This is a genomic window from Frateuria sp. GZRe12 (genome assembly GCF_051900535.1).
GTDB lineage: Bacteria > Pseudomonadota > Gammaproteobacteria > Xanthomonadales > Rhodanobacteraceae > Frateuria_A.
Genome location: NZ_JBHZGI010000003.1, coordinates 159,143 through 184,058, shown reverse-complemented (window position 1 = coordinate 184,058; position 24,916 = coordinate 159,143). Strand labels below are relative to the sequence as shown.

27 protein-coding genes are annotated in these 24,916 nt (G+C 68.3%); 12 read left to right on the top strand and 15 right to left on the bottom strand.

Features of this window, described 5'->3' with window-relative positions; genetic code table 11:
* Positions 1-11 precede the first annotated feature (11 nt).
* The gene (locus tag ACFWZ4_RS09395) at positions 12-389 is read left to right on the top strand and encodes a YajD family HNH nuclease (RefSeq protein ID WP_439704427.1); all 378 of its coding nucleotides are present in this window, start codon (positions 12-14) and stop codon (positions 387-389) included.
* A gap of 250 nt (positions 390-639) precedes the next feature.
* On the opposite strand, the gene ACFWZ4_RS09390 is transcribed toward ACFWZ4_RS09395, so the two are convergent.
* A complete protein-coding gene (locus ACFWZ4_RS09390; RefSeq protein WP_439704426.1) occupies positions 640-1,059 on the bottom strand; it encodes a hypothetical protein in 420 nt (139 codons plus the stop codon).
* A gap of 205 nt (positions 1,060-1,264) precedes the next feature.
* Between ACFWZ4_RS09390 and ACFWZ4_RS09385 the strand changes: the two genes are divergently transcribed.
* A complete protein-coding gene (locus tag ACFWZ4_RS09385; protein WP_439704425.1) occupies positions 1,265-1,441 on the top strand; it encodes a DUF3606 domain-containing protein in 177 nt (58 codons plus the stop codon).
* Positions 1,442-1,493: 52 nt separating this feature from the next.
* On the opposite strand, the gene ACFWZ4_RS09380 is transcribed toward ACFWZ4_RS09385, so the two are convergent.
* Both ACFWZ4_RS09380 and ACFWZ4_RS09375 read right to left on the bottom strand, forming a co-directional pair.
* On the bottom strand, positions 1,494-2,348 hold the full coding sequence (locus ACFWZ4_RS09380) for a class I SAM-dependent methyltransferase (RefSeq protein ID WP_439704424.1): 855 nt from the start codon (positions 2,346-2,348) through the stop codon (positions 1,494-1,496).
* A gap of 197 nt (positions 2,349-2,545) precedes the next feature.
* A complete protein-coding gene (locus ACFWZ4_RS09375; RefSeq protein WP_439704423.1) occupies positions 2,546-3,547 on the bottom strand; it encodes a zinc-dependent alcohol dehydrogenase family protein in 1,002 nt (333 codons plus the stop codon).
* 132 nt (positions 3,548-3,679) lie between these two features.
* Between ACFWZ4_RS09375 and ACFWZ4_RS09370 the strand changes: the two genes are divergently transcribed.
* On the top strand, positions 3,680-4,531 hold the full coding sequence (locus tag ACFWZ4_RS09370) for a LysR family transcriptional regulator (protein WP_439704422.1): 852 nt from the start codon (positions 3,680-3,682) through the stop codon (positions 4,529-4,531).
* A gap of 40 nt (positions 4,532-4,571) precedes the next feature.
* Here the strand turns inward: ACFWZ4_RS09370 and ACFWZ4_RS09365 are convergent, their stop codons facing one another.
* Both ACFWZ4_RS09365 and ACFWZ4_RS09360 read right to left on the bottom strand, forming a co-directional pair.
* On the bottom strand, positions 4,572-5,192 hold the full coding sequence (locus ACFWZ4_RS09365) for a DUF1579 family protein (RefSeq protein ID WP_439704421.1): 621 nt from the start codon (positions 5,190-5,192) through the stop codon (positions 4,572-4,574).
* A 71-nt stretch (positions 5,193-5,263) separates the two neighbouring features.
* The gene (locus ACFWZ4_RS09360) at positions 5,264-6,094 is read right to left on the bottom strand and encodes a helix-turn-helix domain-containing protein (RefSeq protein ID WP_439704420.1); all 831 of its coding nucleotides are present in this window, start codon (positions 6,092-6,094) and stop codon (positions 5,264-5,266) included.
* 177 nt (positions 6,095-6,271) lie between these two features.
* On the opposite strand from ACFWZ4_RS09360, the gene ACFWZ4_RS09355 reads away from it, so the two are divergent.
* Positions 6,272-6,811, top strand: a complete 540-nt coding sequence (locus ACFWZ4_RS09355; RefSeq protein WP_439704419.1) for a DUF2058 domain-containing protein — start codon at positions 6,272-6,274, stop codon at positions 6,809-6,811.
* Between the two features lie 126 nt (positions 6,812-6,937).
* Here the strand turns inward: ACFWZ4_RS09355 and ACFWZ4_RS09350 are convergent, their stop codons facing one another.
* The 3 genes from ACFWZ4_RS09350 to ACFWZ4_RS09340 form a co-directional block, all read right to left on the bottom strand.
* Positions 6,938-7,519 (bottom strand): hypothetical protein, encoded by a 582-nt coding sequence (locus ACFWZ4_RS09350; protein WP_439704418.1) that lies wholly within the window; start codon positions 7,517-7,519, stop codon positions 6,938-6,940.
* Positions 7,520-7,944: 425 nt separating this feature from the next.
* Positions 7,945-9,033: an ABC transporter substrate-binding protein gene (locus ACFWZ4_RS09345; protein WP_439704417.1), complete on the bottom strand. Its 1,089-nt coding sequence runs from the start codon at positions 9,031-9,033 to the stop codon at positions 7,945-7,947.
* Positions 9,030-10,238, bottom strand: coding sequence for a serine hydrolase domain-containing protein (locus tag ACFWZ4_RS09340; RefSeq protein WP_439704416.1), 1,209 nt, complete (start codon positions 10,236-10,238; stop codon positions 9,030-9,032). The genes ACFWZ4_RS09345 and ACFWZ4_RS09340 overlap by 4 nt, the downstream gene beginning before the upstream one ends.
* A gap of 166 nt (positions 10,239-10,404) precedes the next feature.
* On the opposite strand from ACFWZ4_RS09340, the gene ACFWZ4_RS09335 reads away from it, so the two are divergent.
* The gene (locus ACFWZ4_RS09335) at positions 10,405-11,046 is read left to right on the top strand and encodes a dihydrofolate reductase family protein (RefSeq protein WP_439704415.1); all 642 of its coding nucleotides are present in this window, start codon (positions 10,405-10,407) and stop codon (positions 11,044-11,046) included.
* A gap of 52 nt (positions 11,047-11,098) precedes the next feature.
* On the opposite strand, the gene ACFWZ4_RS09330 is transcribed toward ACFWZ4_RS09335, so the two are convergent.
* Positions 11,099-11,368, bottom strand: coding sequence for a hypothetical protein (locus tag ACFWZ4_RS09330; RefSeq protein WP_439704414.1), 270 nt, complete (start codon positions 11,366-11,368; stop codon positions 11,099-11,101).
* A 284-nt stretch (positions 11,369-11,652) separates the two neighbouring features.
* Here ACFWZ4_RS09330 and ACFWZ4_RS09325 point away from each other — a divergent pair, with 284 nt between their 5' ends.
* A complete protein-coding gene (locus tag ACFWZ4_RS09325; protein WP_439704413.1) occupies positions 11,653-12,876 on the top strand; it encodes an HD-GYP domain-containing protein in 1,224 nt (407 codons plus the stop codon).
* 12 nt (positions 12,877-12,888) lie between these two features.
* Entirely contained in the window at positions 12,889-14,130 is a 1,242-nt protein-coding gene (locus ACFWZ4_RS09320; RefSeq protein WP_439704412.1) for a putative bifunctional diguanylate cyclase/phosphodiesterase, read from the top strand.
* Positions 14,131-14,196: 66 nt separating this feature from the next.
* Here the strand turns inward: ACFWZ4_RS09320 and ACFWZ4_RS09315 are convergent, their stop codons facing one another.
* Positions 14,197-15,210: a VOC family protein gene (locus ACFWZ4_RS09315; RefSeq protein WP_439704411.1), complete on the bottom strand. Its 1,014-nt coding sequence runs from the start codon at positions 15,208-15,210 to the stop codon at positions 14,197-14,199.
* 335 nt (positions 15,211-15,545) lie between these two features.
* Here ACFWZ4_RS09315 and ACFWZ4_RS09310 point away from each other — a divergent pair, with 335 nt between their 5' ends.
* Positions 15,546-15,938, top strand: coding sequence for a cupin domain-containing protein (locus ACFWZ4_RS09310; RefSeq protein ID WP_439704410.1), 393 nt, complete (start codon positions 15,546-15,548; stop codon positions 15,936-15,938).
* A gap of 28 nt (positions 15,939-15,966) precedes the next feature.
* Here the strand turns inward: ACFWZ4_RS09310 and ACFWZ4_RS09305 are convergent, their stop codons facing one another.
* A complete protein-coding gene (locus ACFWZ4_RS09305; protein ID WP_439704409.1) occupies positions 15,967-16,311 on the bottom strand; it encodes a hypothetical protein in 345 nt (114 codons plus the stop codon).
* A 417-nt stretch (positions 16,312-16,728) separates the two neighbouring features.
* Between ACFWZ4_RS09305 and ACFWZ4_RS09300 the strand changes: the two genes are divergently transcribed.
* The 3 genes from ACFWZ4_RS09300 (at position 16,729) to ACFWZ4_RS09290 (ending at position 19,275) form a co-directional block, all read left to right on the top strand.
* Positions 16,729-17,301 (top strand): DUF305 domain-containing protein, encoded by a 573-nt coding sequence (locus ACFWZ4_RS09300; RefSeq protein WP_439704408.1) that lies wholly within the window; start codon positions 16,729-16,731, stop codon positions 17,299-17,301.
* The gene (locus ACFWZ4_RS09295) at positions 17,298-17,822 is read left to right on the top strand and encodes a DUF6692 family protein (protein ID WP_439704407.1); all 525 of its coding nucleotides are present in this window, start codon (positions 17,298-17,300) and stop codon (positions 17,820-17,822) included. The genes ACFWZ4_RS09300 and ACFWZ4_RS09295 overlap by 4 nt, the downstream gene beginning before the upstream one ends.
* Before the next feature lie 154 nt (positions 17,823-17,976).
* Positions 17,977-19,275, top strand: coding sequence for an MFS transporter (locus ACFWZ4_RS09290; RefSeq protein WP_439704406.1), 1,299 nt, complete (start codon positions 17,977-17,979; stop codon positions 19,273-19,275).
* A gap of 29 nt (positions 19,276-19,304) precedes the next feature.
* On the opposite strand, the gene ACFWZ4_RS09285 is transcribed toward ACFWZ4_RS09290, so the two are convergent.
* The 4 genes from ACFWZ4_RS09285 to ACFWZ4_RS09270 all read right to left on the bottom strand — a co-directional run bounded on the left by ACFWZ4_RS09285 (position 19,305) and on the right by ACFWZ4_RS09270 (position 22,021).
* Positions 19,305-19,688, bottom strand: coding sequence for a VOC family protein (locus ACFWZ4_RS09285; RefSeq protein WP_439704405.1), 384 nt, complete (start codon positions 19,686-19,688; stop codon positions 19,305-19,307).
* A gap of 146 nt (positions 19,689-19,834) precedes the next feature.
* A complete protein-coding gene (locus ACFWZ4_RS09280) occupies positions 19,835-20,440 on the bottom strand; it encodes a hypothetical protein (protein ID WP_439704404.1) in 606 nt (201 codons plus the stop codon).
* Between the two features lie 319 nt (positions 20,441-20,759).
* Positions 20,760-21,266, bottom strand: coding sequence for a hypothetical protein (locus ACFWZ4_RS09275; RefSeq protein ID WP_439704403.1), 507 nt, complete (start codon positions 21,264-21,266; stop codon positions 20,760-20,762).
* A gap of 338 nt (positions 21,267-21,604) precedes the next feature.
* The gene (locus tag ACFWZ4_RS09270; RefSeq protein ID WP_439704402.1) at positions 21,605-22,021 is read right to left on the bottom strand and encodes an OsmC family protein; all 417 of its coding nucleotides are present in this window, start codon (positions 22,019-22,021) and stop codon (positions 21,605-21,607) included.
* Positions 22,022-22,354: 333 nt separating this feature from the next.
* Between ACFWZ4_RS09270 and ACFWZ4_RS09265 the strand changes: the two genes are divergently transcribed.
* Entirely contained in the window at positions 22,355-24,916 is a 2,562-nt protein-coding gene (locus ACFWZ4_RS09265) for an ATP-binding protein (RefSeq protein ID WP_439704401.1), read from the top strand.

Sequence of the window (24,916 nt, the reverse complement as noted above, 5' to 3'; positions counted from 1 at the left end):
CGGAATCCGCCATGAGCCAACGCACGCCCGACTCCGCCAAACTTGACCGCATCGTGGCCGAGGCACGTCGCGCCGCCAAACAGCGCGAGCTGGGCTACCGCGAGCGTGCGCTGAAGATGTATCCGTGGGTGTGCGGCCGCTGCGGGCGCGAGTTCACCCGCGCCAATTTGCGCGAGCTGACGGTGCATCACCGCAACCACGACCACGATTTCAATCCGCCCGATGGCAGCAACTGGGAGCTCCTTTGCGTGTACTGCCACGACAACGAGCACTCCCGCCACATCGATCACGTACGCGGTGCCGGCTACGAGCCTGTCGAGCAGGCCCCTGCCACCGGCAATCCGTTCGCCGACCTCAAGGCGATGCTCGAGGCCAAGGGCAATCGCTGAAACAGCCAGCGCGTGCGCCCGCCCGCGGCGGCCCCTTCATCGGAACCGCCACATCCGGGGCAACGCCCTCGATCTCGTTCGCGCGTCGTCCAGGAAACGCGCTCAGCTCGGCATGCACACCAAAACCGGCGCGCAGTTGCGTGCGGCCAGCGCCGTTGACGCAGCCGCCAGCCGCGCGGGACGCGCCGCATGCCGGGACAACGACAGCGTGCCCGGATCACGACCGGCCCGCGCCGGGTCGACGGAGGAATCAGGCCGAGGGCCCCTGGTCCGCCTGCAGGCTGGTCATGACCTTTTGCGCGCTCGCGTGGACTTCGTCCACCGAGCTTGCGTTCATTCCCTGCCTGGCCTCCATCGCCGCCGCCTGCAATCGCGACACCCGCGCGGCATCGCCCTTGGCATCGACGATCGCGCCCTGCCCCATTCCCTTGCATGGATTTTCGGCCTGCGCATCGTAGCCGTCGCCGGAGGGCCCGACCAGGCAATTGACGACGTGCTGCAGGTGGGCCTGCGCCATCTTCAGGTCCGCCGCGCCCATGGCCATGCCCGCGTGAGCGGCGGCCGTCTTGACCTCTTTCGTCGCCGCCATGCCCGGATGCGAATGAGCCGCCAGTGGCAAGGCGACCGCAAACACGAACGCCGTTGCCCAACGAATGGATTGCTTTGCCATGACACGCCTCCGGGAAGCGGTGTACGCCGCGGTTCCGGCAGCTTAGTCCTGCGTGTTCGGCGGCGGATGAAGCCGCAATCCCGTCGCTCCGGACGCCGGCGCCCGTCCGCATGAACGCGAGGAACAGGCGACCACCCGGGTTCCACCGCCCTTTCACCACGGCGGTGCCACAACCCGCCGCAGGACAGCCTATCGGGAGCCAGTCATGAGCGACAACCGGAACAACCGCGGGCCCGCCGACCGCACCCGCGTCAACGTGAACGAGGACTACGAAGCCCGCTACTGGGCCGACAAGTGGGGCGTCAGCGAAGATGAGTTGCGTGCCGCCGTGGAACGGGTGGGCGTCATGGCCGACGACGTCGAACGGGCTTTGAAGCATTGAATGAAGCGCGCTACGCCCCTTCACCGGGCGTGGCGCGCCATGCCGCTGCGCGTCAGCGGCACTCCATCAATGCAATCCCGGACATGCGCCGGCCCGCCTCCACCTGCGCCGCCGGTTGCAGCCTGGACAGCAGTTTGAAGAACCACGCGCCGCGCATAGTGCGCTTGAGCCGGAACGACTCGTCCCAAATCGATCGAAACAGGGCCTCGCGCCAGCCGTAGGGCGCGAAGAACGCCGTGCCTTCTTCGGGAAAGAAGTGCATCGGCGCCTGCTGCAGCCGGCTCGTCCAGCGACTGCGTTCGATGAATTTGCGCAAGCGCGGAGAACCGATGTCCATCAGCCACCACCGCGCACGCGCAAGCTCATGCAGATCGTGCGCAAGTTCGCCGACCTCGGCGGGCGTGAGATACACCAGCAAACCTTCGCTGATCACCAGCACGGGGCCGTGCGCTGCGGCGCGTTCGAAAAGTGCGCGGCGGGCACCGGCCTCGCGCAGGTCGGCGGCGACGAACTCGACCTTGCAACGCGGCACCGCATTTTCCATCTGCTCGCGGAAGTAGCGGACCATATCGGGCATGTCCACGTGCAGCCAGCGCAGCGACGCCGGCAGGTCCAGGCGCCAGGGCCGCGCGTCCAGCCCCGCCGCAAGGTTGAGTACGGTCGCCGCGCCCTCGGCCACGCATCGGAGCACGATCTCATCCATCACCGCAGTACGCACGATCATCGGCCAGGCGGTCGCCGCTCCCTTGGGCATTGCGCGCACGATCGCCTCGCCGCGCTCGCCACCGAGCTTGCGCGCGTAGGGATCGTCGAAGATCCGGTCCGGCCGCTCGCTCTCCATCGCGCGGTAGATCGTGACCCAGAGCGCCGTGTCGGATACGTTGCGGATGGGGGAGGGTTCGTTCATGGCCATGTCCTTGGAACGGCGGTAATCGCGGGAGCACAGCGCAGCCGCCGGCCTATTTTCCAACGTACACGTCGGTCTTGGTGCCCGCACGACCTCGCGCGAGGGTGCGGATCAGCCTAACCCGCGCCGCGCTCGCTCACCGCATCCACGACGCGCGCGGAGTAACCCGCGCCGCACCGGCGTTGAGCGAACACGCCTCACCCATCGATGCTGACCACGACCTTGCCCTGCGCCTGCCGCTGCTCGATCAGCGCATAGGCATCGTCCAGCGTGGCCAGGTCGAACGTCCGGGCGTCAAGCCGCGGCCTGATCCGCCCTGCCTCGGCGAGGCTGGTCGCTTCGCGCAGGATGTCGCCGTGGTGCGCCCTGCCTTCGCCTGTCAGCAGCGGCAGCAGGGTGAACACGCCCGAATAGGTCGCCGCCCGGAACGAGAGCGGCGCCAGCGCGTGGGTTCCCCACCCCAGCGAACTGACCACGTGGCCGAACCGTGCCACCGCGTTGAAGGAAGCATCCAGGCTCGCGCCGCCGGCCGTGTCGAACACCACGTCGAAACCGCGCCCCGCGGTGTGGGTAGCTACATAGTCCTCCACCTGCATCTGCGTGTAGTCGATCGGCGTGGCGCCAAGCTGGCGAACGATGTCGGCATGCGCAGGCCCATCGGTGGCGAAGACCTGCGCGTCGAAGGCACGCGCGATCTGGACGGCCATGCTGCCCACGCCGCCAGCCCCGCCCTGCACCAGCACGGTCTGGCCTGCCCTGACGCGGGCGCGATCGACCAATCCTTCCCAGGCGGTGATGAACACCAGCGGCAGTGACGCCGCCTCGCGCATGCTGAAATGCGCCGGCTTCAAGGCGAGCAGGTCCGCATCCACCGCGGCATATTCGGCCAGCGAACCCTGCACGCCGCCCACGCCGCCGGTCATGCCGTACACCTCGTCGCCGACGCGGAAGCCGGTAACGCCCGGCCCGGTGGCGGCCACGACGCCCGCCAGATCGATGCCCAGGATCGCAGGCAGCGGATGACGTGCATGCTCGGCGGCTCCGGCGCGGATCTTCAAGTCCAGCGGATTGATGCCGCTGGCCATGATCCGCACCAGCACCTGTCCCGTTTGCGGCACGGGACGGGCGATGGAAGCCACGCGGAACGGGGCGCCATGGCTTTCCAGCACGGCGGCTTGCATGGTGGGAGACGTGGTCATGGGAGGCTCGGCGATCGATGAGGTGGCGCCAAGCTACGCCCGACAAATCCGTCTGGAAATCCAGATACGCGCATGCGAGCCATGCATAATTGCATGGCAACCGGTCATGCCTGCGACCGAAAGAGAACCGCGATGGAATGGAGCGACCTGCGCGTTTTCCTGGCCATCGCGCGCGAAGGCACGCTCGGTGCCGCCGCGCGCAGATTGGGGCAAACCCAGCCGACCATGGGGCGTCGGCTGAAGGCCCTGGAACACGCGGTCGGGCACCGCCTGTTCCAGCGGACCAGGGGCGGCTTCGTGCTGACCGATGAGGGCGCCGCCGTTCTTCCCCATGCCGAGCGCATGGAGGAAGAGGCGCTCGCCCTGCAGCGGCAGCTCACCGGGCAGGAAAAGCAGCTGGACGGCATGCTGCGGATCACGTCATCGGACTGGTTCGCCGAGTACCTGCTGGCACCCGTCCTCGCCGAGTTTTCCCAACGCCACCCGCGCGTGGTCATCGAGCTGCTCACCGACTCGCGCTTCTTCAGCCTCTCGCGCCGCGAGGCCGACCTGGCCTTCCGCATCCAGCCCTTCGACGAACCGGACATCGTCTCGCGCAAGTTGCTGCGCATGCCCTACGGCGTCTACGCATCGGCGAGCCATCCGGCGGTCCATGCCGGCGACGGCGCAGGCGTGGGCCTGATCACGATGGATACGACCTTCAGCGACATGCCGGACGTCGCCTGGCTGCAGCGAATGCTTCCCAGCGCGAGGGTTGTCTTCCGCAGCAATGCGCGTGCCGTGCAGGCGCGCATGTGCCTGCGCGGCGCTGGCGTTGCGGTGCTGCCCTGCCCGCTCGGCGATGCGCTCGACGGCTTGCAGCGCATCGACCTCGGCGAGGAGCCGCCCACCCGCGACACCTGGATCGGCTACCACCGTGACATGCGGCGGCTGGCCCGGTTGCGGGCGTTGCTCGACATCGTGATTGCGCGCCTCGCGGATTGACCATCCCTCGATGGAAGAAACGCTTCGCGTCGAATCTCCTTCAGTTCCGCGTGTACTCCAGCCGCACGGCCAGCATTTCCCTTCCATCGTGGTGCTCGTAGTACTCGTAGGTGAAGTGATCGGCGTCCGGCACGCGCATGACTTCGCGCAACGGGAGGGTCGCGCCGGCGTGGTGCGGATCGGGCATGGCGCCCGTCAGCTCGTAGGTGTGCCGCGACGGATCGTAGGTCCCATGCGCCAGGATCATCCCGGTGAAGTTGACGTCCATCCACAGGCTGTCGTAACGGTGCGTGGCGAGGTCGTAGCCCAGGTAGCCCAGGCCCTGGAAAGCGCCCGCCGGCGAGTCGATGCGCAAGTCCTGGCGCAGGTGCCACCCGCCCAGCACCGGCGTGAGCGTGGCCTCGCCCACGTCGATCGCCGGCGGCTTGGCCGGGTCGGTCCACATCGATTGCCTGACCGTCCACTGCCCCGCCAACGCGTTCAGCCTCTGCAGTTCGGGACCGAGGTCCGCTCGCGTGGTCGGTGCGACGGCCCGGGATGCTTCGCGCGCATGCGTCGATGCCTGGGGCGAAGCCTGCCCATGGGCGGGACCACAGGCCAGCAGGATTGCGGCCGCGGCGGCGGGAGCGATGGAAAGCGGGAAGCCAGAGCGCTTGCGCATGATGTCGTTCCAAAAGTGGGGCTTGCATCAGCGTGCGATGCCACTCCCTGGCACGGCAATGACCTGGGAGGTCATGACGCCGGTCGAGGCGCCTCGTCCGCCGCCAGTCGACGGCACACCCGGGCGGTGAACTCGTCGGCGGGAAACGCGCACTCGACCCGCAGCTCCTCCAGCGTCACGTCGCGCGGCATCGAGAACGTGGTGATCGTCTCGAAGAAGCGCAGCTCCCCCTCGCGATGGCGGAAGACGAGCGTGAGTACCGGGTCGAGCGGTCCGCCCGCATGCACCCGGCCGAGCGTGGGCACACCCGGATAGGCCGACACGCTGTCGAGCATCTGGCGCGGCAGCGGATCGGTGGGCGCGGCGGCGATCTGCGCATGCAGGTGGTGCAGGAACTTCTCCGCCACTTCCGCCCAGTTGACGATCACGCCGCGGAAGTCCGCCGGGTCGAACACCTGATGCAACAGGTTGGCGTGGCGGCTCTCCCGTCCATCCATCAGCATCCGGTTGACCCGCATGGCGGCGCCGTTCGCCATCAACACGTTCCACTGCCGGTCCAGCACGAAGGCCGGGTACGGCTCCTGCTGCGCCAGGATCAGTTCCACTGCCTGGCGCATGCGCTCCAGCGCGGGCGTCGCCAACGCGTGTTCGGGACACTCGGGCGCATAACCTGCCGCGAGCCACAACGCGTTGCGCTCGCGCAGCGGCATGTCCAGCGCCGCCGCCATCCGCGCCAGCGCTTCCCGACCGGCCCGCGCCTTGCCGGTCTCGATGCAGCTCAGGTGCCGCGTCGACACCTCGGCCGCCAGCGCCAGATCTAGCTGGCTGAGCCTGCGCGCCGCGCGCCACTCGCGCAGCAACACGCCAATCGGGGGATGCGCGACCGTGCGGTTGGCGGGCATGCGGTGTTCCTGGACGGAGCCGGAGCTGCGCATCATGCAGGCAAATGGCCGGCGCCACTCCTGACACTGGCTCAATGACGCATTGCCCACTGCGCCGTGCACCGCAACCGGACTCGGCGCCTCCGGCTCGATGCCGCGCGGTACAATCCCGCACCCCCGAACGCCGCACCGCTTCCCATGCGCAATCCCCTGCAAGAACAACTGCTGAAGGCCGGCCTGGTCAACAAGGCCAAGGTCAACCAGGTAGCGCGCGAGCAGTCGAAACAGCGGCAAGGCAAGGCGCCGGCGGCACCCGCCGCCGAGCAGCTCGAAGCGCAACGGTTGCAGGCCGAGCGCGCCGAGCGCGACCGTGCCCTCGCGGCCGAGCGGAACGCCCAGTCGCGCGCCGCCGAGCAGAGGGCCCAGGCTCGCCAGATGATCGACGTGCACAAGGTCGAACGCGGCGGCGACATCACCTACCGCTTCACCGACGGCGACCACATCGCCAGCGTGCTGGTCGACCAGCGGCTGCGCGCGCAGCTGGCCAGCGGCGCGCTCGTCATCGTGCGCTACGGCGAAGGCTACGAACTGGTCCCGCGCGCCGCGGCCGACCGGATCCGCGACCGTGATCCGGACCTGATTGCGCTCGACCACGGTCGCGCGGAGCCCGCGGCTTCCGCGGGCGAGGACGACGCCTTCTACCAGCAGTTCCCGGTGCCTGACGACCTCATCTGGTAAGCCCGAAGGCGAGCGCCTCGTAGCGCGAAATGTTCGCCACCAAGCCGTGCGGGCAAGGTCCATCACTTCCCCGAGGCGCCCGCAAGGGCGCCTCCATGGCACGGCCATCGGCCGCGGGCGGGCCTTTCAGACGCCCGTGAATGCCGCGCACGAGACGCGCGGGTTCCACATCGAGAACACCCCCAACGGGTTGTACTTCCATGCCCACACGTGGAGGCTGTAATGCGCCGGCAGGCGGAAGCGGTTCGGCATGTCGGTGTGGTCGAACAACTGGCCCATCAGCAACGGCGGTGATCCATCCGCGTGCGCGCCGTCCCACACGTCGGCGAGCGCCAGGTATTCGACCGCGACCAGCCGCGCGCCGCCGCCGCGTATCGGCTCGTAGACCAGCAGTTCCGGATGCGCCACATCCACCATGCCATCGCCGAGCAGGCTGGCCTTGAGATAGTGCATGCCCATCGCGCCCATGTCCGGGCCGCTGACGCAGCCGAGCACCGGGGTATAGCCGTCCGCTTCGGCCTGCGAGACGTCCCGGTATTTCCAGGTGGCATCGCGGACCGCCTGCACCAGCGGGCCTGCGGGGTGATGCATGAAGTTCCAGGCTGCTTCCTGTTCCGCCTGCGTAACCGCCGCCACGGCCACCGGCGCCGCAGCCAGCAGTGCCGTGCCGATGAGGCCGATCAGGATCGGGTCGATTCGACGTTTCATGAGCGTTCTCCAAAGCAGTGCGATTGGCCGCCGCGTTTGCGCTGGCATCTGCGATCGCAAAGCGCACGGACCAGAACGATGAACACCGGACCTCAAGAAATTGCGACACGCATGACGCGATGTGGAGCCCGCCTGCCGCGGCGACCGGCCTGGCACCGCACTGCGAACAACCGCCGATCAGGAACGCGACGATCGTGCAGAACTCGCCCGCACCGAGACCCGCGGCAAAACTTTCGCAAAGCGAGCCGGGCGCTGTTGTGCGCACCGGTGACAAACGCGCGCATGACATCCCGCATCGTCGGAGGAGCGCTTCGTCCCTGCCTGGCTTGTGCGAATCCGGTCGGCCGTGCGCCCAGGTTTCCGGCGGCCTGATCCACGTGGAAGAACGGGTTGAGATCGCTACCGACGAACGCGTGCGAACCTCGTCAGTCGCCCGACTGCGTGCCGGTGTAAAGGACCCGGAAGCGATCCGGTGCGGACGGATCCCGCTCGACCACCTGGATGGGCGCCGCCGCCCATTGCCAGACGCCGGTGCCCGGCGTGCGCGAAAACCGGATCTGCCCGCGGGTCCCTTCGACGGCGACGCACGGCCAGCACTCGCCGATCCGGCGCTTGCCGCCACCGCGAGCAGCCAGCACGCCGGCCAGGACGACGACGGTGTCGTAGCCCTCGAAGGCGACGAACGAAGGCGCTTCACCCAACCGCTCGCGAAGGACACGGCCGACGCGCGCTCCCAGCGGGCCGAGGCGCTCGGGCAGGTAGCGCAGGAACGGGATCGCGCTGCCCTGATCCCCCAGCCATTGCGCCCATGGGGCGAATTCCGGTTGCCCGGCCGGCGCGCCCAGCATGACGCCGGCGAGGCGTGCATCGCGTCGAACGGCACTGACGATCGGTACCGCCGGCTCGGGGATCCCGGTCAACAGCAGGACGGCTGTCGCACGCTGTTCCACCACGGCATCGGCCACGGCAGCCGGCGCGAGCGTGCGCGCGTCCAGATCGATCACCGTCGCGCCGTGCGGTGCAAGATGGTCACGCAGGATGCGGGTTCCTGCGGCCCAGTAGACACTCGGTTCGGCAGCCACGGCGATGCGGCGATGTCCCGCCGCCAGGAGGAAGTCGGCGTAGACACGCCAGCCGCGCGACTGCGGTGGAGCGAGGCGTGCGACCCATTCGGTCGCACGATCGGTGAGCGCATCGAGCACCGCCGATGAGCAGACGAACGGCAGGCCAAGCGCATCGGCCCTGGCAGCGGCAGACCGCGCGGCGACGCTGTGGTATTCCCCCGCCAGGGCATCCACGCCCAGGCCAGCCAGCTCATCCACGGCCGCGGCGGCGCGCTGGGGGTCGGCCGCGGTATCCCGGACGAGCAGCTCGAGCGGCCGCCCGCCGATCCCGCCAGCGGCATTGACCTCGTGGACGGCCCCTTCGAGCCCGGCGAGCAAATGGCGCCCCGCCTCGATCCAGCCGGGTCGGCTCAGCGGCACCAGGGCACCGATGCGGACGGAGGGATTCACGGTACGGCGCGCGCCTGCTCGCCATCCACGGCGTGCTTGATCGCGGCGACAAACGCGCGACGCGCCGCCACCAGGGCCTTGCTGGTGGCTTGCGGCCACGCGCCGACCTGGGCGATCACCAGCTTGCGCGCGGGGTCCACGTAGACCATCTGGCCGAAGATGCCGATTGCCGCGTAGCTGCCGTCGGCGTCCGTCCACCAGAGGTAGCCGTAACCGCGATCCGGTTCGTCGACGCCGGCCTGCTGGCGCACGGCGCCCTGCAGCCACGCGCTGGCGATCACCGGTTTTCCCTCGATGCGGCCGCCGCCGAGCATGAACTGTCCCAGCCGCGCGTAATCGGCCAGCGTGGCCGACAGGCCGCTGCCGCCGGTATCGCTGCCATCGCACTCGTCCTTGATCCAGTACGCATCGTCGGCCATGCCGTAGGGCTGCCAGATCGTCTGCGCGAGATAGGCGGCCAGCGACCGGTGCGTGGCCCGCTGCACCAGGATGCCGAGCAGGTCGGTTTCGGCGGTGTTGTAGTTCCAGTGCGTGCCGGCCGGCCATTGCCGCGGGAGCTTCGCCAGGTACGAGAGCACGTGCGCCTGCCCGTCGACGCACGCGCCAAGGTACATCTGCGCCACGTCCGATTTGGCGTCGGCGTAATCCTCGTTCCAGCGCACGCCGGAGGTCATCGTCAGCAGCTGCTGCACCGTCACGTCGGCATAGGCGGTGCGGCGCAGTTCGGGAATGTAGGTGCCAAGCGTGTCGTCCATGCCGTGGATGTCACCCTGCTGCAGGGCGATGCCGAGCAGGGTCGAGGTAACCGACTTCGCCACCGAGAACGAGGTCCAGCGATGCTGCGGCCCGAAACCTTTCGCATACCTTTGCAGGCGCACCCGCCCGTCCTGCAGCACCATCACGCCGGCGATGTTGTAGCGCTCCATGTAACCGGCAAGCCAGGCGGTCGTCTTCTTCCCTGCCATGGACAGCGGCCGCCCTTGCGGCAAGGCGTGGACGTGCGAGCCGTGCGCGGCACGGTCGCTCGGAAACATCTCGTACATCCGCGGGAAACGTGCCTCGCGCTGCGCCTGGCTCCAGAACAGCACTCCCTCGCGCTGCTGCCCGATGGTCGGGCCGGCGTGTTCGCGCGCCGCCGAAGGCAACGCGACGGCAAGGCAAAGCACGGTTGCAGCGAACAGGCGGGCGGCGGGATTCAGGCGCATGGGAACGACCGGGAGGGTGCGGAGCCGGCCATGTTACCGGGCCACCATCCACGCGATGGGCGAAATCCGGCGTCGCAGGTCGGATGGAGGGTCGATGCGTGCGTCGACAGACCCGACTTCCGCGGCGTTCGACGGGTAAGCTGGGGATTCATCACGGAGGCATGCCATGGGCAAGGTGCGCGTCGCGGGTTTTTCCGTTTCGATCGACGGCTTCGGTGCAGGCGTCGGGCAGAGCCTGCAGAACCCATTGGGCAAACGTGGCCCGGAAATGTTCCAGTGGTTTTTCGGCACCCGGACCTTCCGCGCCATGCAAGGTGCATCCGGCGGATCGGAGGGTACGGACGAGTCGTACGCCGAGCGGTCGATGGCGGGCTTCGGCGCCTTCATCCTGGGCCGCAACATGTTCGGCCCCATCCGCGGTCCGTGGCCCGACGAGGCGTGGAAAGGCTGGTGGGGCGACAACCCGCCCTACCACGCGCCCACCTTCGTGCTCACCCACCACCCGCGCGACCCGATCGCGATGGAAGGCGGCACCACGTTCCACTTCGTCACCGGCGGCATCCGCGACGCGCTCGACCAGGCGAAGGCCGCCGCTGGCGACAAGGACATAAAGATCGGCGGCGGCGTGAGCACCGTCCGCCAGTACCTCCAGGCCGGTCTCGTCGACGAGGTGCACTTCGCGATCGCGCCGGCCGTGCTGGGACAAGGCGAGGCCATCTTCGCCGGTCTTGATCTCCCTGCCCTCGGCTTCAAGGTGACCGAGCACGTCGCCTCCGAGCTGGCCACCCACGTGGTGCTGGCGCGGTAACTCACCTGCAGGCGCGGACCCGGGGGTCGGAAGAGTGCATTCCCGATCCCGGCTACCGGCGCATGCGGCGCAGGAGGCGGCGCAACAGGATCGGCAACGGGCCGATCGCGGCAAACGCGGCCAGCCCCACGACGGCAAAAGCCACCGCTGCCATCCGCGCGTTATGCCAGAGCACCAGGCCCCGATCCTCGTCCAGCACGCCGCCGTGGAACTGGGCCTCCCATTCGGGCAGCAACGCGAGATAGCCCGCCAAAGCGCCCAAGAGGCATGCCGTCAGGCCAGCCGCTGCGATCCATAGCTTCTCCCGACGCGAAGGCTGCATGGAGATCCGTGCCTGGAGTGGCGAGAGAGACACTCTAACCGGCAAACGGGGGCGCACCTGCCTTGCCTTTCGTGGCAAGGCAGGACCGTTCAGGCCTGCGTGATCCTTCCCGCTTCCTCGTCGCATTTCCACCGGGATCAAGTACTTCCGGCCCCGCATCCCCCTAAAGAAACGGCCGGCAGCGCCGATGCAGCAAGTACGACCTACGGCTTTGTCCCGGTCGATCCCGATGCCCGCCGCAACTTTCGAACCATGCCCAACGCCAGCCACGCACGGTATGCCCCATGACTTATGAGCTGGAGGAACGCTGCATGGACGTGGCCGACCTGCAGGTCGGCATGTACGTGTGCCGGCTCGACCGGCCATGGGAGGAAACCCCGTTTCCGCTGCAAGGGCTCGCCCTGACCAGCATGGAAAGCATCCAGGCGTTGAGCGCGTACTGCGAGCACGTCTACATCGACGCCCGCCGGTTGGTGGCCGATCCGCCGCCGCAAGCGTCGGTGATCACCCGCTCGCAGGTATCGACCCAGCGCTTCGACGCGTCGACCCGTTATGCCAGCGCCGTGCCGATGGACACCGAGCTGCCGCACGCGCACGAGGCATTGGACAACGCCACGGCCATGCTCGACCGGATTTTCGAGGACGTGACGTCCGGCCGCGAGCTATCCGCCGAGCACGTGGAACGAGCCGTGCGGCCCCTCGTCGCCAGCGTGCTGCGCAACGTCGATGCGTTCTTCTGGGTCGAAGGCCTGCGCGGCCACGACAGCTACAGCTACCGCCACGCCATCAGCTGCAGCGCGCTGGCCGCCGCGTTCGGCAGGCACATGGGCCTGGCCGAAGAGACGATCATCAGCATGGCCGCCGGCGGCCTGTTGATGGACGTCGGCAAGGCACGTCTGCCGCGCGAGCTGCTGGAACATCCCGGTCCGCTGTCGCCGGGCGAGATGGACACAGTGCGCTCGCACGTGCACGAAGGCATGGCCATCCTCGCCAATTCGCGCATCGCCGACCCGGACGTGCTCGACATCGTGCGCCACCACCACGAGCGCTACGACGGCAGCGGCTACCCCGAACGGCTGATGGGCTCGCAGATACCGCTGCCCGGCCGCATGCTGGGCATCGTCGATACCTACGACGCGATGGTCAGCCCGCGCCCCTTCCGCGCTGCCGTCTCGCGCCACGCTGCGCTGCGCCGCATCTATGCCGAGCGCGACCAGCTTTTCCAGGACGAGCTGGTCGAGCAGTTCCAGGTCTGCATGGGGGTCTATCCCACCGGGTCGCTGGTTGAACTGAGCACCGGCGAAATTGCCGTCGTCATGGCGCAGAACCAGGCGCGCCGGCTTCGTCCGCGCGTGGTGCTGCTGAGCACGCCCCACAAGCAGCGCGTCAACGATTTCCAGGTGATCGACCTGATGAACCACGAGGCCTCCGGCACGATCAGCATCGTGCGAAGCCTGGCGCCAGGCGATTGTCCGATCGACACCTCCGACCTGTTCCTGGCCGCATGAGTCCGGTGCGCGATGCTCAACCGCGCTGACATCTTCGAGGCCATCGGAGGGCAGTTGTCGCGGCCAGCCGCAGGCCACCTGGCGGTCATGATGCTGCGCGTGGAAGGCCTGCGCGAGGCAAGCCTGCGTTTCGGCTACGCGATCGGCGAACAAGCGCACCTGCGCGCGCGGGAACGGATCAGCGCCGCCTTGCGCCCGATCGACCGCGTGTTCTCCGCCGGTGACGACAGCTTCGTTGTCGTGCTCCCCGGGCTGCACAGCCACAACCACGTGCTGCTGGCCGCCATGCGACTGCTGCAGGCCTTCGAGCGGCCGCTGCACGACCTGCCCTGCCCGTTGCAGGGCCGTCCGGAGATGGGCGTGGCGCTCCATCCCGAACACGCCGACACGCCGGACCTGTTGTGCCGTCGCGCGGACATGGCGTTGGCCGCTGCGCATGCGCGCGGCGAATCGTGCCTGCTGCACGAACCCTGCGAAACGCACGACGAGATCGTCTACGAGGAATTGCGCGAGGCGATCGAAGTCAACCGGCTGAGCACCTATTTCCAGCCGGTATGGAATCTGCAGCGGAACACCATCGCCGGCGTGGAATCGCTGGCGCGCTGGGCGAGCCCGCGGCAAGGCCTGGTTTCGCCGGCCAGCTTCGTCGGATTTGCCGAACGGAGCGACCTGATCCAGGCGCTGACCCGCTGGAGCATCGGCACCACGCTGCGCCACGCAGCCATGCTGCGCAATGCGCCCGGACTCACCTTCGCCATCAATTTCTCGCCGCGGGTGTTTGCCAAGCCCGGCCTGGTCGAACAGTTGATGGATCTGCTGGAAATCTGGGGCCTGTCGCCCAGCGTGGTCGTGGCGGAGATCACCGAGACGGCGCTGGTGAACGACCTGGACGCGATCGCGCATGCGATGGGCCGCATGCGCGATCGCGGCGCCCGCATCGCCATCGACGACTTCGGCACCGGTTACGCATCCATCGCGTACCTGCGCCGCTTCCCGGCCTCCGAACTGAAGATCGACCGCTCGCTGGTATGCGACGTGGCCCACGATCCGCGCACCGCCAAGCTCGTGCAATCGATCATCCAGATGGCGCACCACATGGACATGGCCACGGTCGCCGAGGGCGTGGAAGACCGCGCCACGCAGGACCTGCTGGTGTCGATGGGCTGCGACTACGCCCAGGGCTACCACCTGGGCCGCCCGGAACCGGCGGGCGATTTCGTCGCGCGCCACGCGGGCGCAGCCAAACCGATCTGACGGCTTCGCAACACGCCGCGACGGCTCATCGCCGCACGCGACCCTGGCCCCGTTGTCCGAAGCAGGTCAGCTGCCGGCAGCCGGACACGCCATCGCCTGTCCGGTCGCCTGCGAAGCGTGGAATTCGATCAGCATGCCCAGGTCCTCGCGGGACGGCGCCAGGAACGCGGGCCCGAACAGTCCGTCGTAGGCCGCCACGTCGGCTTCATAACCGCGTGCCACCCGCCGGCGCGCCAGTTCGAGATCCGCCACGGCCACGTCGATTCCCAGCACCTGCGGGCCACCGGTGCGCAGGGCGTCCGCGGCGATGCCGGCCCCGTCGGGCTGCAGTGCAAGAAGGCGCTTGCCGTCGACCGGGATGCAATAACCGCGTGCGGCCACCTGCGGGAAGCGAACCGGCGTGGCGCCACCGAAGCCCATGCGCTCCAGGCGCTGCCGGTCGGCCTCGGCGTCGGCGGATAGCAGCCAGAACGCGGTCACCGCCTGCGCGCCGTTGGGATGGATGCGAGCCGCGTGCGTGTCCGCCTCGCGGCTCGGCGTCGCCCGAAGCGCCGCGTAGTCGATGAAGAAAAGATGGCTCGACAGCGGGTCGCGCTGGAAGGCGAACAACCGCCACCGCGGCGGGTGGGCAGGGCCATCCCCGTCTGGATCGTTCGCCGACGCCGCGAACACGTCGGTGGGCGCGAAGCCCTCGGCAAGCAGTTGTTTGCGGCGCAGGTCGAGCGTCCGCGTCCGCAGCCCGAACGTCCTGGCTCCTGCCCCACCCCGCAACGATGCCTGGTCGGCGAGCATCCCCGGATCCATCGCCGCTTTCGGACGCGTGATCCCGAGCAGCTCGACGTAGCTGCCATCCGCCATGCGGACGTAACGATTGGCCACGCCGTCCGGATTCCTTCCCGGCACGACCTGGAAGCCGAGCCTGGCCGTCATGACCGAGGTGACCTCCTCGATGTCGTGGCCCCAGAGCAGCACATGGTCCAGCGTGCCGGTCGCGACGCGCGGCGGCTGCGGTGCGGCCAACGCCGGGCAACCCGGAGTCAGTAGCGCGAACAGGAAGGTACACGGGAGGGGAAAACGCACGGCGCAGGATTCCAATTGCAAGAGGCGCCACACGGTGCCTCGGGCCGTGCCCGCGGACAATGACCTCCCAGGTCAAGCGCCCGCAGCCGGCAGGACATCTGAAGGACATCGCCCCTCCCGGCGCCCGGTGATCGCCATCCAGTGCGGCGCGCCCTACGGCTCGCGGCCGGGCGACACCCAAAGCGCTTTCAACGGCCTGCCGTCTGCATCAGCGTCAGCCGGCGCTCTCCCATTCCGACAATCCGGGCAGCCGCGCGTGCGGCCCGCCGGATGGTGCACTTGTCCAGCCCCTGGCGGCGTTCCAGGATGGGCCCTTCCCCCTCGGATGTTTCCCGATGCCCGCGCCCCTCTCGCCCGAAGCCATCGCGGCCGCCTTGCCGGATCTCTGGTCGCCGCGCGTCATCAGTGAGGTGGACGACGCCTACGTCAAGGTCGCCCGCATCCAGGGCGTGCTCGCCTGGCATAGCCACGAGGCCGAAGACGAGCTGTTCTACGTGCTCCGTGGCTCCCTGCGCATCGAGCTGGAGGACGACGTGGTCGAGCTCCGGGCAGGCCAGATGTGGGTGGTACCCAAGGGTGTGCGACACAATCCGGTCGCCGACGAGGAGTGCCTGGTCCTGCTGATCGAGCGCAAATCCACCCGCCACACTGGCGACGTGGTGATCGACAAGACCCGATCGATTGCCGAGCAACTCGGGGCGATGCCGCCGGGCGCCGGCGAGCGATGAACCTCGCTCGCCGCATCGGCGGCGCGGATCAATCCGCCGTGCCTGGATCGTTTCCGGATCCGTTGCAGCGCTCGTACCAATCGGCGTAGGGGCTGTTTTTCACCATGCGGCGATTCAGGTCGGGCGCGCCATCCGTCCACCACACCGGACCCCGCTCGCCGAGCGCCACCTTGGCCTCGTCCACTGCCTTCCGAGCCAGCGCAAGCGCCTCGCCATCATCCGACTGATGCGCCGCTCGCACGGCCCGGCGCGCGGCCATGAGGCGGCGAACCCACTCATCCCGAACCCCGGGCGCGAGCGTGGGGTTTGCCACGCGCCATAGCCGGCCACGAACCACCAGATACCGCCCGTCCGGAGTGAAGAGTTGTTGCATGGGTCCCCGCGGCCACGGCGCTCGCAGATGGCTGTCCACACGGCATCGGCTCGATCGTTTCGCCCTGCGGGGATGGGTACCGGCTCCGGTCGCAACAGAGAGAGCCGGGCCACGCCCGAACCACCACCCCGGTCGAACGACCGCAGTCTTGCGAGCAGAGTGCGCAGCAGTGCGACCAACGAGAGAACTCTCGCGATCTGACCGTTGCAAAAGGGTGAGGGAACCGGCCCATCCGGCGCCCTGCACGCTTGCCCGCAGCGGGCGATTCACGCTCGCCGTACCCGCGCGGGCTTAAAAAGTCGCGAGGGGATGGACGTACCCGGATCGCTGATCCCACCAACCGGCATTCCCTTCCCGGCGCCAGGCATCCTGCCTCGGGCGTGAGCCGCCATCGGCAACCGGAAATAAGGAAAACCCATGCAAACAGGAACCCAACGTTACGCGCGCCATCCGGCTCACCCTTCCGACGGGCGCGATCACCAGCACCAGGGCCATCCCATGAAAGGCATGGGCTACGGCCGTTTCCTCGCCATGGTGGGCACGTCGACCGCGCTGATGTTCGTGCTGATGTACCTCAACACCTATTCGATCGACCACGTGTTCTTCAGCCAGACGCGCTTCTGGATGGCATTCGTGATGGGCGCGGTCATGGCGCTGGTCATGCTCGGCTTCATGCGGTCGATGTACCGCAACGTGCGCCTCAACGTGATCATCCTGGGCGCGTCGGTGCTGGTGTTCGCCGTGGCACTGTGGCTGGTGCGCAGCCAGGCGACAGTAGATGACGTCAGCTACATGCGGGCGATGATCCCGCACCACAGCATCGCGATCATGACCAGCGAGCGCGCGCACATTCGCGACCCGCGCACGCGCAAGCTCGCCAAAGGGATCATCGAGGCGCAGCGACGCGAGATCGCGCAGATGAAATACCTGATCGACGACATCGGGCAGCACGGCGTCCGGACGCCGTCGCGCCAGGAGGCCACGCCGTGACGCGCCTGCACTTGTCCGCCTGCCTCACCGCCTGCTTCGCGCTTGCCGGCTGCCACCTCGACAACCCCTCCACCGGCAACGACACCGAGGCGGCGCTCGACCCGGCCAGGCCGGCCGCCCCGCACCGTACCGCCGCCGAAGCTCTTGCCGGCGTGGCGATGGAGGACATGCAGCCGGAGACCATGAGCAAGGCCGACCTGGACAGCCTTGGCAACGTCAGCGACCGCTGCGTGTTCCGCTTCACAGCCATCGGCTGGCCGAGCTTCGTCTATGGCGGCGCACAGTCGAGCGGCACGCTCAAGCTCAATGAAGCCCTGATCACCCTGCCCCGCTCGGGCGCCGACGCGTTCGCCGAGAGCGGACTCCAAGTGATTTTGCGGCCGCTGGACAAGCACGCCGCGGACGATGCACGCCAAGAGGCCTACCTCATCATCCGCTTGCCCCACACGCCACAGGAACTGGGATTCAAGGGCTACACCGAGTGCCACCCGCACTTCGCGGAGCGTGTCGGGGAGAGCTGATCCGCCCGATGCCATCCTGGCCAGTCCTGGTCATGCCCGGCGGCGCGAGGCGAAGCGATCTCCGCCCGCTCCGAGCCGGGCGCGGTGCGATTTCCGGGTGCGCAGCGGCGCGCCGTTACCATCGGACCACCGCAAGCTTCCGGTTCCCGCCTGCATGACCTCGACCTCCAAGCCCGGCGCCCACCCGGTCTCGCGCGCCTCCATGGTGATCGCGGCGCTGTCCACGGTCGTGGAGTGGTACGACTTCACGCTCTACCTGTACTTCGCCACCGTGCTGTCGCGTGTGTTCTTCGGTGGCGGCGAATCGTCGCTGCTCGCAACGCTCGGTGGTTTCGCGGTCGCCTACGCGATGCGACCCTTGGGCGCAGTCGTGTTCGGGCACGTCGGCGACCGGCTCGGCCGGCAACGCACGCTTCTGCTGTCGATGATGCTGATGACACTGGCGATGCTCGCCACGGCGCTGCTCCCCGGCTATGCCGCGATCGGCCCTGCCGCAGGTGGGGGACTGATGCTTCTGCGCTGTTTCATGGCGTTCTCGGTCGGCGGCGAGTACACAGGGGTGGTCGCCTACCTGCTGGAGGGTGCGCGGTCGGATCGTCGTGGGCTGATCACGTCGCTGGCGTCCGCCGCCAGCGAGATCGGTGCGCTACTGGCGGTGGCCGTCTCCGCGGCGACGGTCGGCCTGCTGAGTCCCGCGCAACTGGACGCCTGGGGCTGGCGCATTCCCTTCTTCGTGGGGGCCGCGCTGGCCGGTTGCGTGTGGTTCGCCCGGTCCACGATGGAGGAATCGCCCGACTTCCTGCGCCAGGTGCGTCAGCAAAGCCTGCCCGAGGCGCCGCTGCGCCACACGCTCGCCCATCATCGTCCCGCCCTGCTGCGGACATTCGCCATTTCGGCACTGGGTTCGATCACCTATTACGTGGGCATCACCTACGTACCGACGTTCCTGATTTCGTCGGGCATTTTGGCCGAGGGCCGCTCGCTGTGGATGTCGACCCTCGCCGCCGTGGCGGTCATCGTGGTCACGCCGTTCGCCGGGGCGCTTTCCGACCGCATCGGACGCAAGCCCGTGCTGACCTGGCTGGCCATCGCGAGCATGCTGCTTCCGCTGGCCCTGTTCGGGCTCATGCACGGCGGGGGCGAACTGGCCATCGCGGGCGGCGCCATTACCCTGGCTTGCCTGGCCGGTGGCGTCAGCGCCGTGGGCGCCCCTGCCACCGCCGAGCAGTTCCCGGGCGAGGGGCGCCTGAGCGGCCTGGCGCTCGGCGTCACCATGGCGACCGCGCTCTTCGGCGGCCTCGCGCCGTTCCTGGCCGAGCTGCTGGTCCGCCGGACCGGCTGGCATGCCGCGCCCGGCGCGATGATCGCAGCCGTCGCGCTGGCCGTATTGCCCGTACTGCTGACCATGCCGGAAACCCGCCCGCGGTCGGCGAAGGACGACGCCGGGCGGTAACGACCACTCGTTTGAAGCGCCTGGTGCCTTCAGGTCAGCGCGCTGACCATCACGTAGTAGCCATCCAGATCGCGCAGGGCAAACTCCAGCGTTCCGGTGGCCGGATTGAGCCGCGGCTCCTCGGCGAGCTGGTCGACAAGCGTTCTGGCGTTGGAAAGCACTCGATCGAAATCGTCCACGCGCAAGAACAGCAACAGTCCATTCCCGGGCTCCGCCAGATCCGCGCTGCGCAGGGTCGGATGGTCGTGGGAGCCCCACTTGTGCAGGCACAGCAGGACGGTGCCGTCGTCATCGCATAGCTGACCGAAGTAGTCATGCGCAGGGTCACCCGGAAGCTGCCCCAACAGCGCGCGATACCAACGGAAGCTCCGCGCCACGTCGGCCACGCCGATGATCGTCCAGGTTCGCGTCATTGCCGTCTCCGCACCTCTCGACCGCACCTTGCCCAGGACACGTCAATCAAAGGCTGCGCGGCGGCCGGAAGTGCACCCTGGACTTTCGGCTCCATGTCTTGAGCTTGGGCGCCCGGCGTGGTGCCGGGCGCCCAAGGGCCCGCCAATCAAAGATTCTGGGCATTCACCAGAATGGCCATGTTGCCCTCGCGCAGTTTGCCGAGTTCGGCTTCCCGCGATTTCAGCGCCGCAGCGACATCCGCATTCAAACCGGCATAGGGATCGCCGAGTTTCTGCTGCATCTGCGCTCCGCCCTCCATCTTGGCCATGGCGCTGCTCATCGAGACCGCGCTGAGCACCTTGTCGACGGCGTGCTTGATGAAATCGTAGCGAGCCGCATCCAGGCCCGCCGCCTTGGCGCCGGCGTTGTCGACTTCGGCGCTGGTCAGGTCCGCAAGCGCGGCCACCTCGGTTTCCTGGTCGTGGTCGGCCTTGGCCTTGGCTGCCTTGTCGCTCGACGCCTGGCGCAATTCGATTTCCTTTTGCATGCCCTTGGCGTACGCGTCCAGATCACTGACCTCCAGCGGGCGCGCCGTACGGGCCTGGGCTACCGAAGACGGGTCGGTCGCGACAGCCTTCGCCGAAGCCGGAGCCGATCCGGCTTGCGCTTCCGCCTGTGGGGTCGCGGCATCGCCGGCGGGCGCATTGCCATGGCCGCAGGCAGCCAGCGCGAACGCCAGGACCACGATCGGGCAGTAACGGATGGGTTGCATGGCCAGCTCCTCCTTGGATGATGATCGTTCGGCGAGTCTAAACCGTGGATTACGCCGCGTAGCTATCCGCCCCGCTCGCATCCCCAGCCTTTGAACGTACGTCGATTTCGCCCTCGTCAGCTCGGCTTGGCGGTGTCCGTCACCTGGATGATCCAGATCAGTGGCGGGCGGGCGCCACGAACAAGGCAGTACAGGCGGCTCACATCCGTAGGAGGATGAGAGTCACGCCAAAAATGCACTCTGACGCGGCCTTTGCGAGGAAGGTGCCGCTGACCGCGGCACCCTGTGGCAGGCGCTGCCGATGTGCCCGCGCCGCCTGCTATTGGAGGTCGCCCAGTTGGGCACCTTCGGTGGGCGCCACCAGCCATCCGGCGATGTCCTCGCCCAGCGCCTTGACCGAGCGACCCAGGACCGAGCACGAACCCTTGAAGCCGCCGAACGCGCCGCCCATGGAGTTGCGGCGGCCCTTGAAGCTGCCGACGAGCTGGCCATCCCGGTAGAGCTTGCCCTTGACCGTCACCGCCTTGTGGTGCCCAAGGAACGCGTTGCCCTCGGACACTACGTCGGTGATCTCCACGACCAGCGCCTGGCCACCCGAAGTTGCCGTCACCTGTGGCGCGAACTCCACCGTGACGCCCTTTTCGCGTCCGTACTGCGCCACGAAGTCCGCCAGTTGCTCGTCCAGCTTGCACTCGCGCAGCACCGCTCCCGGCACGTCGGCATCTTCGTTGAACGGCGCCGGCCGCTGCATGTGCACCACGTCCGCGGCCTGCGCGGCCTGGGCCGCTCCCAGCGCCATCAGCGCTGCAAGGATCGTCTTGCGCATATCCATTCCCCTTTGTTGCGGCCATCTGGCCGAGGGGGAGTATGCCCAAGAAGCAGGACTGGAACGCGTTGGGCAACGAGACTCCCTGAGTCTGGCGCGTCCCCTGCGTGGCGTGGGGGACCGCTCGCCCCCGTCAGCGGCCATGGGGCCCGCCTCGAAAGCGAGAGGTGCCCCGGTTATCGACTGACACCAGCGTGACGAGCGACCGACCGTCCGAACCCCGGGGCAGACTCAACCGTACAGCCACGCGTGTCTACGTTTTGTCGGGCAGCCGCCTGGCGCCTGCCATCCTCATGGAGGCAGACCAGCCGCGTTTCCCTTTCCTTGTGCAGCGAGCGTCAGTCGGCGAACGCGCCCCACGCGACGCGCTCGACCGGGCAACCGGCTCGAAGCGTGTTGTGGACTTCGGCGAGCCGATCCGTTTCGGCCAATAGCCGCTCGACCTCCTCCGCCGGTGCCTGCGAGTCCACCCTTGCTGCGTAGGTGATCGCTTTCGCCGCCAGACCCACGCCGTCGAACAGCGCCGTCGCCGACACCTCGCAACCGTTGATCTGGATGCCGAGCCGCACGGCCTCGCGATACAGGTCGTTGCAGTAGCAGGTGGCGAGGGCGGCCATGAGCAACTCGCCGCCATTGATCGAACTTCCGGGCCCCTCGGGTTTGCCCGGCACGAGCAGGAACTGGCTGCGGCCGGCGGTGGACACGCGTACCGAATGGCCGTCGGGCACGTTACGGATGAAGGCCGAAATCTCCACGGACGTGCCTCCGCTCGCCTGGCAGGACGCGCAGATTAAGCGACCCGAGCGCCGCTCGCACGTCGGGCGGATGACCGTCCCGCGAACCCGCTTTGCCTCTTTGGCGGAGCAGGCTCCGGATAGCGACTGGCAAACCACCTCCCGCTCTTACCGTCTGCCGCACATCATTTTCAGGACCTTGTTGGTAGGCTCCGCTGTTGATCGGAGAATTGCAGGCAGATTCACCTGCCCGCTGGAGCCTCGCCGGTCGCGACGCAGAGCCCTCGCTCTAACCATCTACGTGCGCATCCGGCCTCGAACGGCCTGGCTGCCACCCCCAAGAGGAAGAGCCCCGTGCCCCTGTCTGATGCCATGTCGCCCGAGGAAAGCTTTCTCGCCGGCGGCGGAAAAGTCGCCGCCATGATGCGCACCCACGACTGGTCGCGATCGCCGCTTGGCGGGCCCGACCGTTGGCCACAATCACTGCGCTCGGTCGTCAGCCTGTTGCTGAACTCGAAATTCCCGATGTTCGTCGCGTGGGGACCGGAACTCGGCTTTCTGTACAACGACTCCTACGCCGAGATACTGGGTGCGAAGCACCCGGCGTCGCTCGGTGCGCGCTTCGAAGACATCTGGCGGGAGATCTGGCCGGACATCGCGCCGCTGATCGAGGCGGCCATGTCCGGCGAGGGCGTCTACCGCGAAAACCTTCCGCTGCTCATGAATCGCAAAGGCTTCGACGAGCAGACCTGGTTCACCTTTTCATATTCGCCGGTATGGGACGAGAGCGGCTCGGTCGGCGGCATGTTCTGCGCGGTGGCCGAGACCACGGACCAGGTGCTGGCTACCCACCGTCAGCGCTTTCGCATCGAACTGGAAGAAGCCCTTAGCGGGGCTGCTGATCCGAGGGTCCTGATCGAGCGTGCGGTCACGGCGCTGGGCCGTCACCTGGGCGCCCAGCGCGTCGGCTACGCCAGGCTGCAGCAGGATGGTGAAACGCTCGTGTACGAAGCCTGCTTCGCCGCAGGCGTCGAGCCGCTGACGGGCCACTTTCCGCTCGCCCGATTCGGCGCGGAGCGCGTGGCCCGCCACCGGAAAGGCCTGACCGAGGTCTGCAACGACGTCGAGGCCGAGGCGGACGATCCGGAGGTCTGGCGGGCGATCCAGACACGCGCGGTCGTATCGGTGCCATTGATACGCGACGGGCGCCTGGTGGCCTCCCTGTACGTCAACTTCCGCGAGCCGCATCGCTGGACCGAGCAGGAAGTGGCGCTGATCGAGGACGTGGCCACACGCACCTGGGCGGCGATCGAGCAGGCCACCGCCGAGAACGCCCTGCGTGAAAGCGAGGCCCGCTTCCGCGCCCTGCTGACCACGGGCGCGTATTCGGTGTTCCGGATGAGCGCGGACTGGCGCGAACTGCGCGCGCTGGAAGGACAAGGCTTCCTCGCCGACACCACCGAGCCGAGCGAGGGCTGGCTGGAAACCTATGTCGAGCCCGACGACCAGCCGCGCGTCATCGCGGCCGTCCGGGAAGCCGTCGCAAGCAGGAGCATGTTCGAGTCGGAACACCGCATCCGCCAGGCCGACGGCAGCCAGGGCTGGACCCATGCCCGGGCGGTGCCGATGCTCGACGACGATGGACGGGTGGTCGAATGGTTCGGTGCGGCCAGCGACATGACCGCACGCAAGCGGGGCGAGGACGCGCTGCGCCAACTGACCGCCGAGCTGGAGGAGCGCATTGCCGTCGCGGTGGAGGAACGCCAGGCCGCGCTCGCGCAGGTCCACGAGATGCAGAAGATGGAAACCATCGGTCAACTCACCGGCGGCGTCGCGCATGACTTCAACAACCTGCTGACGCCGATCCTCGGCGCGCTCGACACGCTCGCGCGACGGCTGGACGGCGACGAGCGCGCCCGCCGCATGACCGCCGGTGGCCTGCAGGCGGCCGAGCGTGCGCGGACGCTCATCCAGCGGCTGCTGGCCTTTTCCCGGCGGCAACACCTGGCGCCGCGCCCCGTCGACGTCGCGCGGCTCCTGCACGGCTTCAGCGACATGGTGTCCCGGTCGATCGGGCCCGGCATCCGGCTTTCGATCACCTGCGCGGACGCGCTGCCGCCGGCGCTGGTCGATCCCAACCAACTGGAACTGGCGCTGCTGAACCTGGTCGTCAATGCCCGCGATGCGATGCCCACCGGTGGCGACCTGGCCGTGTGTGTCACCGAGGAAGCCGCGGGCGATCATCCGGGGTTGGGCGAAGGACGTTATATCCGGTTCTCGGTCACCGACACCGGCATCGGCATGGACGCCGAAACGGTCAAGCGCGCGATCGATCCCTTCTTCACGACCAAGGGCGTCGGTCGCGGCACGGGGCTGGGCCTGTCCTCGGTGCATGGACTGGCCGCCCAGTCCGGCGGCGCCTTCGCGCTGGACAGCCGGCCGGGCCGGGGCACCACCGCGACGCTGTGGTTGCCTGTATCCGCGGAAGAGCCTGCCACCCAGCGCATCGCCGCGAACGATGCAGCGATCCCCGAGGTTCCGCCCGCGACCGTGCTGCTCGTCGATGACGAGGACCTGGTGCGCGGCGGAACGGCCGAAATGCTCGCCGACGCCGGATACACCGTGGTTGCCGTCGGCTCCGGCTATGAGGCGCTGCAGAAGATCCACACGGGTCTGGCGTTCGATGCCCTGGTCACCGACTACGCCATGCCCGGCATGACCGGCGCGGAGCTGGCCCGCGCGGTCCGCAGCCTGCGGCCGCACATTCCCGCGCTGATGATCACCGGCTTCGCCACCCTGACCGAACGCGAGGCCGGCGGCTTGCCCCGGCTGGCGAAACCTTTCCGCCAGGCCGAACTGGTCGGCACGGTCGCCGATCTGCTGGAAGCGGCACGGCGGAGCACACAATCGGCCTAG